The sequence below is a fragment of the Staphylococcus sp. KUGN1 genome (assembly GCF_045984185.1).
GTDB lineage: Bacteria > Bacillota > Bacilli > Staphylococcales > Staphylococcaceae > Staphylococcus > Staphylococcus warneri_A.
Genome location: NZ_JBJQIL010000001.1, coordinates 1207618 through 1223410 on the forward strand (window position 1 = coordinate 1207618; position 15793 = coordinate 1223410).

The window sequence follows — 15793 nt, forward strand, 5'->3', positions numbered from 1 at the left end:
TTCAATGAATTCATTTCAAATCTTAACTAACCTTTTTTCTTCGTTTTAAGCTACTTACAAATATACTTATACCAAATGTAAACATAATAGGAACGATTGGATGTTGATAATTAGTTATACCTGTATTAGGCAACTCTTGCACAGATTCTTCCTTAAAATCACAAGTGTTCTTTACTTCTTTTTCTACGAAAAATTTATTATCTCTAGTATTACAGAATACAACTGGTTCTATTTCTTTCTCTAAAGTAACTTCTACTTCAGGTTCCGCTATAGGTAATTGAATTGCTTTTAATTTTTCAATTGTTTCTTTAACAATTTGTGCTACTTCATCATTTGTTTTTGCATCTTTAATTAATGCATTAGCTTCGTTTAAAATATCTTCAACTCTATTTAAAGCATTTTTTACTGCTTTTGGATTAACATTTTTAAGTTGATTTATTTTATCTTTGACTTCATTTGCAACAAGATTGATGTCATCTTTAGCACTAGGTTTCACTTCAATTACTGGTTGAATATGTTCAATGAGTTGCACTTCTTTAAGTTTTATTTGCGCTACTTCTTCATTTGTTAATGCTTTCATTACTAATATTTTGGCTATTTCCAATTCTTTATGAACCTTCGCAATGGCTTCATCTTTCTCTTCTTGTGTGGCTTCAGTTATACGATCAAAATCTTGAATAACTCGTTGAGCAATTGATGTTAATGCTTCATTTGCTTCTGGTTTCACTTTAACAATTGGCTTAATACTCTTTATTAGAATTTCCCATTCTATTTTAGCTTTAGCAACTTCCGCATTAGTTAATGATTGGTCTACTGTATCAATACTATTTTTTAAAGCTTCCTCCAATTGATTGATAGCGTCATTTTTTTCTTCTTGAGTTGCCTCATTTTTATCATTAATATGTGTTTTAATTTGACTTGATAATTCTTTTAACACTTTAACCGCAGCAGGCTTCACTTCAATATTAGGCATAATCTGTTCAATATCTTTTAACGCTTTTGAAAGTACGTCTGCAACATTTTGGTTTGTTTGTGCACTTGATACCTCTTTAGTGTATTGGTTTACTGCTTGATTTAGTTGCTGTAATGCTAATTCTTTCTCTTCAGTCGTCGCTTCATTTGTTAACTTAATTACTTGGTCTTGTTTTGTGAAAGCTTGATCAATTTCATTAATTGCTTCAGGTTTTTTTACGATATTAAGTTTTACATTATTAATATCTTCAATTGATTGAGTCTCTGTTTGATCAACTTGTTGATTAGTTTGATCTGACTGTAAAGCATTTAATGCATTTTGAAGAATTGTCTTTAATTGTTGAATCGCGTCATCTTTTTCTTCAGTTGTTGCTTCACCATTATTATTAAACAATTGATTTTTAATTGCTTCAGCATTAGTGATCGCGGCTCTTGCATCATTCTTTTTAACTACATTAACTTGAACGTCATTAATTGATTGGACACCTTGTTGCTCCGTTAGGTTAACTTGATTTGTAGTTTTATCTTGATTAATTTGTGCTAAGGCTTGATTTAATAGTTTTTCGACTAAGGCTTTCGCTATGTTGATTTCCTCATTAGTAGCATCAGGTGTTAGTGATAAAGCATTCATTTTTGTTTCTGTAGTTTGATTTAAGGCATATCTTGCATCTGTTTTCACTTTAGTAGACGGTAAAATTTGTTTAATATCATTAATTGCTTTATTTTTAGTATTTTCTACTTCAGTATCATCTGTAAATCGATTAATATCATTTTTAGCTTTATTAACAACAGTATTGACATCATTTATAGCTGCATCTTTCTCCTCTACTGTTGCATCTTTAACGCCATTGATGACCTTATCTTGATTATCCGCAGTTTGGTTTATCATTGATCTAGCATTTTCTTTGACAACAATATGAGGTAATATGTTGGGAATTATAGCATCGCTATTTGATTGGATTTGATTAACTTGTGCATTCGTGTCTGAGTTATTGATATCAGCTAATAACTGATTGTTAGCATTCTGCAATCTATCTAATGCATTATTTTTCTCCTCATCGGTTGCATCTTTGGCTTGATTAATAATTTCTTGTTGATGTTCTACAAGCTGATGTAATGCATCTCTAGCATTTTGTTTCACAGTCGGCTTGAACACAGTTTGATTAATCTTTTCTAATCCATTGTCTTTTGTATTAGCAACTTCTTGATTGGTATTATCATTAGTGATTTGTTGATTTAAATCATTTAATATATTATTCAAATTATTAATGAATGCATCTTTTTCGTCTTGCGTTGCTTCTTTATTCTCTAGTGCCTCTTGTTTTTTATTATTTATAGCATTAAGTAATGATTGTCTTGCATTTGTTTTAACAATCGTTTCTGGCACAATTTGTTGTATTTCTTGGTTTCCATTTGTTACAGCATTATTAACGTCTTGATTTGTTTGTGCTTGGTCAATATTTTGAAGAGCTTGATTTTTAGCTTGTGCCACCAATTGTTTTGCAGCATCTTTTTCTTCAAGTGTTGATTCACCATTACTATTGATTACATTATCTCGTTGATTCGCTTCTGCTTCTATATTTTTTCTGGCATTATTTTTTACGACTGTTTCAGGTAAAGTCATATTGATTTGCTCAATTGCTTGTTGTCGTCTATCTTCTACATCTTGATTGGTCTGTGCTTGATTAATTGCTTCATTCGCTTGATTAAATATTTGTTCTAACTTTTGTAAAGCTACATTTTTCTCTTCAATAGTGGCATCAGGTGTCGTATTAATCTTACGTTCTTGGTCAGTTTTGGCGTCTGCTAAAGCTTGTCTTGCTTCAGGTTTAGTTACAACATTAACTTGAACTGCGTCTATATTTTGAATCGCATGGTCTTTAGCTTGATCAACCTCTTGATTGGTTTGTGCTTGATTGATTGCTTCCAATGCTTGTTGTTTATTTTGATCTAATTGTTGAATAGCCTTATTTTTCTCTTCAATAGTGGCATCAGGTGTCTGATTAATTTGAGCTAATTTATTATTATACTGTTGATTGATGTCATTTATCGCTTCAGGTTTTTTAACAACATGTGCTTGTATTTGATTAATATTATGATCACCATTTTGTTGTGCTTGATCGACTTGCGCATTTGTATCAGCTTGGTTTACTTGTTCAATAGCTTGGTTAAGTGCTTGATTCACTTGTGTAATGGCTGCCTCTTTTTCTTCAGTAGTTGCATCAGGTGTTTGATTTATATTTTGTTTTTTAGCTGTAGCATTATTATTCAATATGCCAATTGCTTCTTGCTTTTTCGTTACGTTTGGTTGTACATTACCGATATCATTAAGCGCAGTATTTTTAATTGCATCTACCATTGGTGTTGTATTAACAGTATTAATATCATTAATAGCGCGATTCAATAATTGATTCACTCTACCAACTGCCTCTTGTTTTTCTTCTCTAGTTGCACCAGGTGTTGCGTTAATATTTATAATCGCTTCATTCGCTTTATTAGTAACTGCATTTCTAGCATCCGTTTTAACTTGTGTTGAAGGTTGAACATTACCAATCTCATGCAATCCATTATTTTTCGCATCTGTTACTTGTTGATTGGTATCAGCGTTATCTATATTTTGTATAGCCGTGTTTAATGCCTGATCTAATATAAGTTGAGCTGCTTGTTGTTCTTCTACAGTTGCTTCGTTGTTATTAAAGATAATATTATGTTGTTCTTGGGCTTTTTGATTTAATGCATTTTTAGCGATTGATTTAACGATAGTTGCAGGTGTAATAGCTTGTATTTGATTTAATGCATTATTCTTAACCATATCAACATCGTTATTAGTATTAGCCTTTAATATATTATCATTTGCTGTCGTAACCGTTTGATTCACTAACTTAATAGCAGCTTCTCGTTCCTCTAAAGTCGCTTCATGATTGGCATTTATATCTGCAATCTTTTGTTGAGCATTATTAGCGATCGCCTCTCTTGCTGCTTGCTTAACAACTGGTATAGGTGAAATATCTAAGATAGCATCTAATCCTCTATCTTTAGCATGATCGACATCACTATTTGATATGCCTTGATTTATATTTTGAATCGCTTGTTCAGAAGCCTGATTAAGTTCATTCAGTGCAGTATTTCTTTCTTCTTGTGTTGCTTCATGGTTTTCATCAATTTGCTCACGTTGTTTGGCCACTGCTCGATTGATCGCTGTAATTGCGTTTGCACGATACGTATTTTCTGGCACATCAGAATTAATATCGCTCACACCATTATTTTTAGCTTCGTTTACAGCATTATTTGTATGTGCTTGATTAATATTGTTCAGTGCAGTTGTAACATGATTATCAACTTGTGCATTAGCAGCTTCTTTTTCTTCTTGTGTTGCAATACGGTCTTGTTGAATTTTTTGTTTTTGCTCATTTGCTTTTCATTTATAGTTTGTCTTGCATTAGGTTTAATAACAGGAACAATATTAACTTGTTCAATTTTATTGATGCCCGCTTCTTTCTCTCTTGTGACACCATCGTCCGTAGTTTGATCATCTATATGATTTAATGCTTCGTTTTTCAAATTAGTAATTTGACCTCTATAAGCGTCATTTTCATCATCTGTTAAATCTTTAACATTATCTACTTCATCCGATCTATCATCTGCTTTTTGACCAAGTTCACGTGCAGCGTCTACACGAGAAATAAGTGTGTGTTGCATTTGATGTAATAATTGATCAATTGTAGCTTGAGAAACTTGTTGATTTAAAGGCACATGGTTACGATCTTCATTTAATATCGTTTGCGCTTGTTGTTTTAGACGATTATATTCTTGATATGAAGCATAAGTATAATCTGATGGTACTACGCCCCAATTATATTGAGCTTGCAAATCATCTTTGTTCATGACAATATTCACTTGATATGGAACACCATTCACTATACTTTGTGGTGGCTCTCCATTCAAATAAGTTTGTGTATAAGTTTTAGATTTAATGGCATCTGAGAAAGTCACTTCTTTTGGGTTAGCTACGTTATTAACTCTTAAATTAAATGTTACATTTAATGTTTTATTGGCTAATAAGCTAGTAGGTTCTCCTTGAGTAGGTGTCGCAGAAGTGATTCCGTTACTTGTAAAAGTGAGCGTTCTAGTTCCTTGGTCATAGTTTTCTGTTAAACGATTCATCACATCATTAGGCCCGTTTCCATCAGGAAAACTCGTTGTTATAGAATTAGGAACATATTCAATGCCTTCTGGTAATTGCATAGAATATTCAAAAGCTCCTGGTAACATAGAAGCGCCAGACTTACCATTATTAGTAATTTGTGTTGTTACAGTAAAGTTAGTATTATTTTTCACATTATTTTCTTTATTTCTTCCACTTATATATAAATGTGATCCTGAACGGATACCGACATTATCGATAAAGTCATAATATCTATAGCCATCTTGGTTCTTTTCAAGTCTTCTTACATTTCCCATGATATCGTTATTAGGTATTAATTGAATTTTGATGTTCGATACATTATCAGGCACTTTAAATAAACGAAGCATATCTCCAGCTTGTATATCACCGTTTCCAATTACAGTGTCGGTATTCGCATCTTTAATTACTAAGTTTGTACCACCTTTACCGTTACCTGCAGCCATAGTATTAAAATCAAAAATAATTTCTGAATTAGGATTTACAGTTACATCTTTTTCAATACCATTGAAATCACCATGATTATTTGGATCATTACCTTCTACTCTACCTAATGCAAGGACAGTACCTTGTGCTTGTTTATTATTTCTATCACCCGGATGGAATACTTGTGTTCTTTCTAAAACGGCATTAAGCACCCCTACTTTACCACCATTAATCAAATTAAATCCCGGTAAGCTATTTAATACAATCACTTGTGGGTTATTTCGATTATCACTAGGTTTAACGCCTACATCCTCAAAAGTAAAACGGTAATTTAATGTATTATTTCCAGTATTATTAATATTTGGATCTATCGTTGCATCATCTCTAGAATATTCCCCATTGGTACTTTGAGGTGTCCCATTTCCATTTTGTGGACCGGTACCACCAGCAACTGTAGGTGTGTTATTTACATCACGACGTTGTCTTTTCTTAGGTTTAGTTGCGGGTTCTATTACCGCATTCATGTATTGAATTTTTCCTTCAGCCTGTTGCTTAGGTTTAGCTGACATATGTTCAGATGCAGGTTTTACATGGTTTACTGTCGTATTATTATCAATCGGAGTCTTACTTTCAATCGTCGTATTCAATTCATTATTCGTTGATTGTGTCTCTTGGATAACTGTATTGTCTGTAGTTTCAATTGTTTCTATTTGAGTCTGTTGATTATTTGTATTTACAGAATCATTATTGGAATTAGCTTGGTTTGAAACATCAGAAGCCCCCACTTCGGAAAGTGTTTCTTGATTATTATTGAGTTCTCTAGTGTTATCCAATTGTCCATCACTAGTTGTTTCTTGTAGTTTTTGCACATCATTTACTGGTTGTGAGTTTACTTCATCTGCCTGTGCTATATGTGTAATTGGTGATGACAAAAAAGCTACAGTAACAATTAACGTAGAAAATATACCAACTTTAAATTTTCTAATACTAAAGGTTTCTTTTCTAAATAAATTCATTAATTGTTCCTCCTTGTTGCACTTCTTGTTGTTTATAATTAATGAACATTTTTCGTGTATGTATCTTAAATGAATTAAATCTCTATTTAAACCATTCGCTCAATTAATTAATAGTTATTTTGATTTTAACACCAATATTATTCTAAATCTAGTACACAACATTAAAATAAAATAGCGTACGTTTTTATTCATAAATCGATGTATTTTAGAGATTTGAATATGTAAATATCTTTATACATAAAAAAGCTAGATTAAAGTGCTATTACTACATAGCATTTAATCTAGCTCAATTGATAAGTTCATTTTAAATATTATTAATTTCTAAACCTTCTGTACCCCACTCATTCATGCCGCCTTCTACATTAACAGCATGAATATTTGAGTCCTCTAAATATTGAACGACTCTAGCACTTCTAGCACCTGCAGCACAAATAATATAATAAGTTTGATTTGAATCAAATTCATTTAAATGGTCAGGAATTTCATTCATTGGAATTGTTTTCGCACCGGGAATGATACCCATAGCTGTTTCATCATTATTTCGTACGTCTACAATATTAATTGGATTTGAGTCCAATATTTTCTCTTTTAATTGATCTATTGTAATTGATTCCATTTTTTAAAACTCCTTTAAAATGATTTATTTAGCAACGATATTAACAAGTTTTTGCGGTACAGCAATTACTTTTTTAATCTCTTTACCTTCAATACTCATTTTAACATTTTCATTTGCTAATGCTAAATCTTGCATTTCCTCTTTAGATAAATCTTTTGGTATTTCAATCTTAGCTCTTAATTTACCATTAACTTGAACAACGATTTCAACTTCATCATCAACTAATAATGATTCATTATAAGTTGGCCATGGTTGGTACGTAATGGTATCTGAATGACCTAATCTTTCCCATAATTCTTCGCCAATATGAGGGGCAATTGGTGCTAACATTGTTACAAAGCCTTCAATATACGGTTTATATATTTCATCTGCTTTATAGCAATCATTGATAAAGACCATCAATTGACTAATCGCTGTATTGAAGCCTAGTGTATCAAAATCTTCAGTTACCTTTTTAACAGTTTGGTTATAAGTTTTATCTAATGATTTATTATTAGAATCTACTATCTTATCTGATAATGAGCCATCTTCTTTTACAATTAATCGCCATACTCGATCTAAGAAACGACGTGAGCCATCAAGACCTTTATCACTCCATGCAATGGCAGCATCTAAAGGTCCCATAAACATTTCGTATAAACGAAGTGTATCAGCGCCATGTGAATTAACAATGTCATCTGGATTGATTACATTTCCTTTAGATTTACTCATTTTTTCATTTCCTTCACCTAAAATCATACCTTGATTGTATAATTTTTGGAAAGGTTCTTTAGTTGGGACTACACCTAAATCATAAAGCACTTTATGCCAGAAACGTGCATACAATAAGTGAAGTACAGCATGTTCGACACCGCCAATATATAAATCTACTGGTAACCAATGTTTTAATTTTTCTGGATCTGCAATCATTTTATCGTTATCAGGATCGATGTATCTTAGGTAATACCAACAACTACCTGCCCATTGCGGCATCGTATTTGTTTCACGACGACCTTTCATAACAGTCTTCTCATCTGTGACATTAACAAAATCATCAATGTTAGCAAGTGGTGACTCACCAGTACCTGATGGTTTAATTTCATCTGTTTCAGGTAGTAGTAAAGGTAATTCTGACTCAGGTACAGTTGACATTGATCCATCTTCCCAATGAATAATTGGAATTGGTTCTCCCCAATAACGTTGTCTACTGAACAACCAATCACGTAATTTATAATTAACTTTTTTCTCACCAGCTTGATTCGCTTCTAATAACTCAATCGCTTTTGTAATGGCTTCTTCATTATATAAACCATTTAATTCGCCTGAATTCACATGTGGACCGTTACCAGTATATGCTTCTTTTTGTACGTCTCCACCTTCAATGACTTCAATTATAGGAAGATCAAACTTTTCTGCAAACTCATGATCACGTTCATCGTGTCCTGGTACTGCCATAACTGCTCCAGTACCATAAGTTGAAAGCACATAATCAGCAATCCATATTGGAAGTTGCTCACCTGAAACAGGATTGATTGCATAAGCACCTGTGAAGACACCTGTCTTACCTTTAGCTAAATCTGTTCGTTCCAAGTCAGATTTTTTTGATGCTTCAGTTTGATAAGCTTTTACTTCTTCTAATTTTTCATCACTTGTAATTTGATTTACCAATGCATGTTCTGGACTTAATACTAAGAATGATGTACCAAAAATCGTATCAGGTCTTGTTGTGAAGACTTCTACTTTTTCATCAGAATCTTTGATATTAAAAGAAACTCTAGCGCCTTCTGATCGACCAATCCAATTACGTTGCATATCTTTAATAGATTCAGGCCAATCTAATTCCTCTAAATCTTCGAGTAAACGATCTGCATATTCAGTAATTTTAAGTACCCATTGTTTCATTGGCTTTCTATATACTGGATGACCACCACGTTCTGAAACGCCGTCAACGACTTCTTCATTTGATAATACTGTACCTAATGCTGGGCACCAGTTGACTGCTACTTCATCTACATATGCTAGTCCTTTATTATAGAGTTGAATAAAAATCCATTGTGTCCATTTATAATAGTTAGGATCTGTTGTATTTACTTCTCTATCCCAATCATAACTAAACCCTAATTCTTGAATTTGACGTTTGAATGTTTGAATATTTTTTTGAGTAAATTCACGAGGATCGTTCCCAGTATCTAAAGCATATTGCTCTGCAGGTAAACCAAATGCATCCCATCCCATTGGATGTAGCACATTGTAACCTTGCATACGTTTATATCGTGAAATGATATCTGTCGCAGTATAACCTTCTGGATGACCTACATGTAGACCCGCACCTGATGGATATGGAAACATATCTAATGCGTAAAATTTCTTTTGACCTAAATTATCTTGTGTCTTAAATGTTTTGTTGTCTTCCCAATACTTTTGCCACTTTTTCTCGATTTCGTTATGATTGTAATTCAATACGTTTCCTCCTATTCAATAAAAAGACACCCCTCACTAGTGATTAAGGGACGACCATAGCCGCGTTACCACCCTTTTTCGCATTTTCTGCGCACTTCATTCAATAGTAAGAGATGTCATCATTAAATTCGTTATATGTTTGATAATGTTATTTATAGTTCTTAACACTAGTTCTCACCATACTAGTTCTCTGTAGAAAAGCGTCTAATAACACGTTATTACAAATTAATAGTATTTGATTATGCGTATGATTGCAAGAGGTTAATAACAATTTTTCATTATTCTAATTTGTTTGATGGTTTAAATATTTTTTAGCCGCCTTACTTTTCGCAAAAAGGCTTAAAATGATAATAGCTACGCCTAATAATATAATCATGGTTAAAAACATCATTCGCATATTAAATAAATCTACAAGTAAACCTCCAAACAATGGGCCTAAAGCTTTCCCAACAGTTGATGCTGAATTAACAATACCTTGATATTGCCCAACTTTTCCTTTAGGCGCTAACTGATTTGCTATGGTAGGTACTGCTGGCCAAACAAACATTTCACCAAATGTTAATATCACCATACCGATAACAAACATTGAAAATTGATGTGCAAAACTAGTTACTAAAAACGAGCTCATAAATATTAAAATTCCTACAAATATTTGCTTTTTCAAGTCACCTTTTAAAAGTATAATAACAGGTCTGATTAAAGGTTGCGCTACTAAAATCATAATACCATTAATGGTCCATAATACACTGTATTGAGACATTGATATATGAATAGATTGTGTAAATGAAGCAATTGTTGTTTCCCACTGTATATAGCCAATCCAACAAATAGCGAATACGACACAAACTAATAATAAAGAGATAAATCTACTGATATTCTCTTGATTATTTAAATCGATATTATCTTGTCTTTTAACTTTAGCATTAATTTCTAAATTAAATTGTGAGATAGCTACTATGGCGAAAAGTACATACATAACTAGATTAGCTATAAATATATAATTAAAACTTAATTCTGCAACAAACCCACCTAATGCCGCACCTAATGCAACGCCAATATTTTGTGCTAAATAAATAGCATTAAACGTTTGTCTTCCTCCATTCGGCCATACTGCTCCAGCCATTGCATAAATTGCGGGGATGATCATACCCCCACCAAATCCTAGTAATACAAGCCAAACAGCATACCAAGGCCAACCGTGAAATATATTTAATAATGTGGTACTAATTAAACAAGTAAATGTTCCGATAAGTATGGTTTTATAACCACCAAGTTTATCGAATAATACACCGCCAAGTAAATTGCCTACAACCATAGTTAAAGAATTAATTAATAAAACAATACCAGCAATTGTTAAACTCTTATTAAGTTCTTCTTTCATGTAAATCGTATTTAATGGCCACAAAAAGCTGGCGCCCGTAATATTTAAAGCCATACCTATTACAAGCCACCACACTGATTTTGGTATATTCATTTCTTGAGGTCTCCTCTTTATATTTTTCTCAATCTATAATAGACACTATAACATTAAAGTATGTTAAAATCTTTATTTAGATACAAAACAGAAAGGAAAATGTCTTATGGGTAATTTCTTCCCGTATGCTTTTGAAGATAAAAGATATCACACTTGGAATTATCATTTAAAAAATAAATTCGGTCGTAAAATATTTAAAGTTGCTTTAGATGGTGGTTTCGACTGTCCAAATAGAGATGGTACTGTAGCTCATGGTGGTTGTACGTTCTGTTCAGCTGCTGGCAGTGGTGATTTTGCAGGGAATCGTGCTGATCCTATTGAAGTACAGTTCCAACAGATTAAAGAAAGAATGCATGAAAAATGGAGTGAAGGTCAATATATTGCTTACTTTCAAGCCTTTACAAATACACATGCACCTGTAGAAGTACTAAAAGAAAAATATGAACCCGTCTTGAAAGAAGAGGGTGTTGTAGGTTTATCAATAGCTACACGTCCAGACTGCTTACCTGACGATGTCGTTGAATATTTAGCAGAATTAAATCAAAGAACATATCTATGGGTAGAACTCGGATTACAAACTGTGCATCAAACTACTTCGGATTTAATTAATCGTGCACATGATATGCAAACATATTATGAAGGTGTCGCTAAATTACGTAAACATAATATTAACGTTTGCACACATATCATTAATGGATTACCAGGTGAAGATTATAATATGATGATGGAAACTGCACGCGAAGTTGCACAAATGGATGTCCAAGGTATTAAAATTCATTTATTACATCTATTAAAGGGTACGCCAATGGTGAAACAATATGAAAAAGGCATGTTAGAGTTCATGTCACAAGAGGATTATACTAATCTCGTATGTGATCAACTTGAAATTCTTCCACCTGAAATGATAATTCATCGTATTACAGGCGACGGTCCAATTGATTTGATGGTTGGTCCTATGTGGAGTGTTAATAAATGGGAAGTACTAAATGAGATAGATAACGAATTAGCACGTCGTGATTCATATCAAGGTAAAAAGTTTGAGCATAAGGTGAAATCATGAAACTTGAACGTATACTCCCCTTTTCAAAGAGTTTAATTCAAAGTCATATTACTGATTCTAGTATCGTAATCGACGCCACATGTGGTAATGGAAACGATACTTTATACTTAGCACAACATGTACCTAATGGTTTTGTATATGGTTTTGATATTCAACAATTGGCTATCGACAATACTAAAATGAAAGTATCTACCTATTCAAATGTAAAACTGATTAAAGATGGTCATGAAAATGTAAAACAATATATTACTGAGGATCATATTGGCAAAGTTGATGCTGCTATATTTAATCTCGGTTATTTACCTAAAGGCGATAAATCTATCGTGACTACACCTCAAACTACCATTAGCGCAATCCAAAATATTTTTGATATATTGAATGAAGAAGGTATCATTATATTAGTAATTTATCATGGTCATGACGAAGGTAAAATTGAACGAGATGCATTAATGGATTATTTAACGCAATTAGATCAAAATCAGGCACATGTACTACAATATCAGTTTATTAATCAAAAAAATAATGCACCATTCATTTGTGCTATCGAAAAAAGAGATTAGATTTATTAATACCAAAAAGAAGGGACCAATTAAGGCCCCTTCTTTTTTGATATTAAACAGCTAAAATTGATTTTAAGCTTGTCTGCATAGGTTCTGATTTAGATGTAATTGTTTCACCAATAAAATCTAGTAAACCAGCTTTTTGTTTTGCTAATTTTTCATTAAAATGAATAATTACCGTACGTTCATCATCTTGCGGACGCTCTTTGTATATCCACTCTAAATTAACTAAATTATTGTAAGTTCTTGTTCGTTTATACGGCTTAATTTCAACAAACTCGTCCATCTCTTTTAAAGTCATTGAACCTTTTTCCCATAGGTTTAATAAAATTAAAATTTCTTCTTTAGACATATCATATTCTTTTTGGATTGTTTCAAAAATAGAATTAACATCGGCTAACAACTTGTCTAACTGTAAAATACCATAAACTCTTTCATTTTCATTTTGATTCATAGTTAACATCTCCCAAATAACAAGTTAAATTTATCATTTTCTAAAATAACCGACTCCCAAATTTCTACCATCGGTTAATTGAAAAATTGTCAATATTGCTTGTCCATATTAACAGAACATTTGATAAATGAAATGCTTAGTTAAGACTTGTGTATTTTACTATAAATGTGACATATAAAAATATAATTTTACAAAATGGTTCAATCTCAATACACAAAGCCTTATTACATATTAAAATTATATTTTTAATCCAAACAAAATATATCAATTTTACATTAAAATTGCAACTATAAATTAAAAAAGATTTTACGTATTTATCTCCACTAACCTTATAAAAAAGTTTTATCGTTTTATACTACATTTTCACAAGAAAACCAGGCTGTTTAAACAACCTGGTTCAAATCAAATATCTTCTATTTCATCTTCTTCAACAATAAATCCCATAGTATTCACGCTATTATTAAGAAACGTTAATACATAACGCATCACTTGATCTCGCTCTGGTTCGTTATGTATCTCATGATATAAACCATTCCATACTTTATAATATAACTCATTCGTTACTAATTTATCTTTAAACGTTTCAGTCGCATTGATTTCTGAAATGATATCTTTACTACCTGTCATAATTAAAGTTGGTAACGGCTTAATATCCTTGATATGCTCCATTGTCTCTTTCATCATTTCATTAATAAGGTTATACCAATGATATGTCACTTTCTTCAACATTAATCCATCATTTACTGTATCTTCAATTACTTCTTCATTACGTGTTAGGTCTTGAGCAGTGATACCAATTTTAAAGCGAGCATCTTTAGATACTTTACCAACATTAGAAAGTAATTTATTCTTTCTATCTTTACCAGATTGTTTAAATTCTAATAGTGGTGAAATAAGCATTAAACCTTCTACGGGTAATTCTACTCGCTCTAATAAGTTAATTAAAATTAAACCACCTAAACCTACACCTAGTACAAACGTTGGAATCTTATACTCGTTAGCAATTTTAATCCATTCTAATATATTCTCATGATATTCATTAAAATCTTCAATTTGACCTTTATTAGCTCTAGAAGTTTGGCCCTGTCCAGGTAAATCACCCATAATGACATGATAACCATTTCTTCTTAACATCGTAATAACATATGCATAACGACCAGTATGTTCTAATATATTATGAGCAATGACAACAACGCCTTTTGCGTCATTTTCAGTTTCCCACTTCCACATTCTTAAATTGCCCCTTTTTCAATAATCTTCAATAGCATAATTATAGCAAAACATTACAATTAATTGCCATTTTAATCTATTAACTTAAACGCTTAGTATTTTCCTATCTTCAATCGTGTAATTTTACTAAAAACATTATTAAATTCTTTATGTAAACGCTTTCTTGAAAATATGTTTCATGATACACTATTTTAAAAGTACCAATGATATTTGGTTATGGAGGTATGTACGATGGGAGTTTTCAAAAATGTATTTATAGCTTTGTCTAATAATAGTTATTTAAATAATGCTGCAAAACAAGTGGGTCCAAGACTTGGCGCCAACAAAGTAGTAGCCGGTAACACAATTCCACAATTGATAGAAACAATTGAATATTTAAACGAAAACAAAATTTCAGTTACCGTAGATAACTTAGGGGAATTTGTGACGACAGAGCAAGAGAGTCAACAAGCTAAACAAGAAATACTAGAAATTATGGAAGCCATAAACCAATACCAAGTTGATGCGCATATGTCAGTTAAATTAAGTTTATTAGGTAGTGAGTTTGACTTAGAACTTGCATATCAAAATTTGAGAGAGATTTTACTTAAAGCTAATGAATATGGCAATATGCATATCAATATAGATACCGAAAAGTATGATAGCTTACAACAAATTATTGAAGTGTTAGATCGATTAAAGGGAGAATTCAAGAATGTGGGAACAGTGATTCAAGCATATCTATATGATGCTGAAAAACTGATTGATAAATACCCTGAATTACGTTTAAGACTCGTTAAAGGTGCATATAAAGAGGGTGCCTCTATTGCGTACCAAACTAAAGAAGAGATTGACGCAAATTATATTAAAATAATTGAAAAAAGACTATTAAATGCACGTAATTTTACTTCAATTGCAACGCATGATCATAATATTATTAACCATGTGAAACAATTCATGAAAGAAAATCATATCGAAAAAGACCAAATGGAGTTCCAAATGCTATATGGTTTCCGTTCAGAATTAGCGCAATCTATTGCTAATGAGGGCTATCATTTCACAGTATATGTCCCTTATGGAGATGACTGGTTTGCATACTTTATGAGAAGATTAGCAGAACGCCCACAAAATTTATCTTTAGCAGTAAAAGAATTTGCCACACCAGAAACATTGAAAAAAGTCGGTATTTTCTCAGCTATTGGTATAAGTGTTGTTTCTCTTGTAGGGTTATCTACGAAGTACTTACGTAAATAAATTTAGCATCAAAAACTGCCCACAAAATATTAATTTTGTGGGCAGTCTATCAGTTTAGAACATAAATATATTTCAAGTTATATTCATATTTAGGCAGTAGTTGACTGTAAAGTCATTCTATTTCTTTAGA

Annotated in this window: 10 protein-coding genes; 3 read left to right on the forward strand and 7 right to left on the reverse strand. The window is 32.0% G+C overall.

The window, feature by feature from the left end; translation table 11 throughout:
- Positions 1 to 22: 22 nt before the first annotated feature.
- The 5 genes from ACJQQZ_RS05855 to ACJQQZ_RS05870 all read right to left on the reverse strand — a co-directional run bounded on the left by ACJQQZ_RS05855 (position 23) and on the right by ACJQQZ_RS05870 (position 11126).
- Positions 23 to 4366: a DUF1542 domain-containing protein gene (locus ACJQQZ_RS05855; RefSeq protein WP_486387909.1), complete on the reverse strand. Its 4344-nt coding sequence runs from the start codon at positions 4364 to 4366 to the stop codon at positions 23 to 25.
- Positions 4285 to 6597 carry a SasC/FmtB family protein gene (locus ACJQQZ_RS12670; RefSeq protein ID WP_261369373.1) on the reverse strand — a complete coding sequence of 771 codons (2313 nt, stop codon included), beginning with the start codon at positions 6595 to 6597 and terminating at the stop codon, positions 4285 to 4287. Before ACJQQZ_RS12670 ends, ACJQQZ_RS05855 begins: the two co-directional genes overlap by 82 nt.
- Positions 6598 to 6901: 304 nt before the next feature.
- Positions 6902 to 7213, reverse strand: a complete 312-nt coding sequence (locus ACJQQZ_RS05860) for a rhodanese-like domain-containing protein (RefSeq protein WP_002452153.1) — start codon at positions 7211 to 7213, stop codon at positions 6902 to 6904.
- A 24-nt stretch (positions 7214 to 7237) separates the two neighbouring features.
- Entirely contained in the window at positions 7238 to 9652 is a 2415-nt protein-coding gene (gene leuS, locus ACJQQZ_RS05865; protein WP_124227867.1) for a leucine--tRNA ligase, read from the reverse strand.
- Positions 9653 to 9935: 283 nt separating this feature from the next.
- Positions 9936 to 11126, reverse strand: coding sequence for an MDR family MFS transporter (locus tag ACJQQZ_RS05870; protein WP_145506637.1), 1191 nt, complete (start codon positions 11124 to 11126; stop codon positions 9936 to 9938).
- A gap of 106 nt (positions 11127 to 11232) precedes the next feature.
- Between ACJQQZ_RS05870 and mnmL the strand changes: the two genes are divergently transcribed.
- Together mnmL and mnmM are read left to right on the forward strand one after the other, a co-directional pair.
- Positions 11233 to 12186 (forward strand): tRNA modification radical SAM protein MnmL/YtqA, encoded by a 954-nt coding sequence (mnmL, locus tag ACJQQZ_RS05875; protein ID WP_002452150.1) that lies wholly within the window; start codon positions 11233 to 11235, stop codon positions 12184 to 12186.
- Complete coding sequence (gene mnmM, locus ACJQQZ_RS05880) at positions 12183 to 12746, forward strand: tRNA 5-(aminomethyl)-2-thiouridylate-methyltransferase MnmM (RefSeq protein ID WP_049425517.1); 564 nt, start codon at positions 12183 to 12185, stop codon at positions 12744 to 12746. Before mnmL ends, mnmM begins: the two co-directional genes overlap by 4 nt.
- A gap of 52 nt (positions 12747 to 12798) precedes the next feature.
- Here the strand turns inward: mnmM and ACJQQZ_RS05885 are convergent, their stop codons facing one another.
- Both ACJQQZ_RS05885 and ACJQQZ_RS05890 read right to left on the reverse strand, forming a co-directional pair.
- Entirely contained in the window at positions 12799 to 13200 is a 402-nt protein-coding gene (locus tag ACJQQZ_RS05885) for a transcriptional regulator, SarA/Rot family (protein WP_002452148.1), read from the reverse strand.
- A 402-nt stretch (positions 13201 to 13602) separates the two neighbouring features.
- Positions 13603 to 14430 carry an alpha/beta fold hydrolase gene (locus tag ACJQQZ_RS05890; RefSeq protein ID WP_124227868.1) on the reverse strand — a complete coding sequence of 276 codons (828 nt, stop codon included), beginning with the start codon at positions 14428 to 14430 and terminating at the stop codon, positions 13603 to 13605.
- Positions 14431 to 14661: 231 nt separating this feature from the next.
- Here ACJQQZ_RS05890 and ACJQQZ_RS05895 point away from each other — a divergent pair, with 231 nt between their 5' ends.
- Entirely contained in the window at positions 14662 to 15663 is a 1002-nt protein-coding gene (locus tag ACJQQZ_RS05895; protein WP_124227869.1) for a proline dehydrogenase family protein, read from the forward strand.
- Positions 15664 to 15793: the final 130 nt, after the last annotated feature.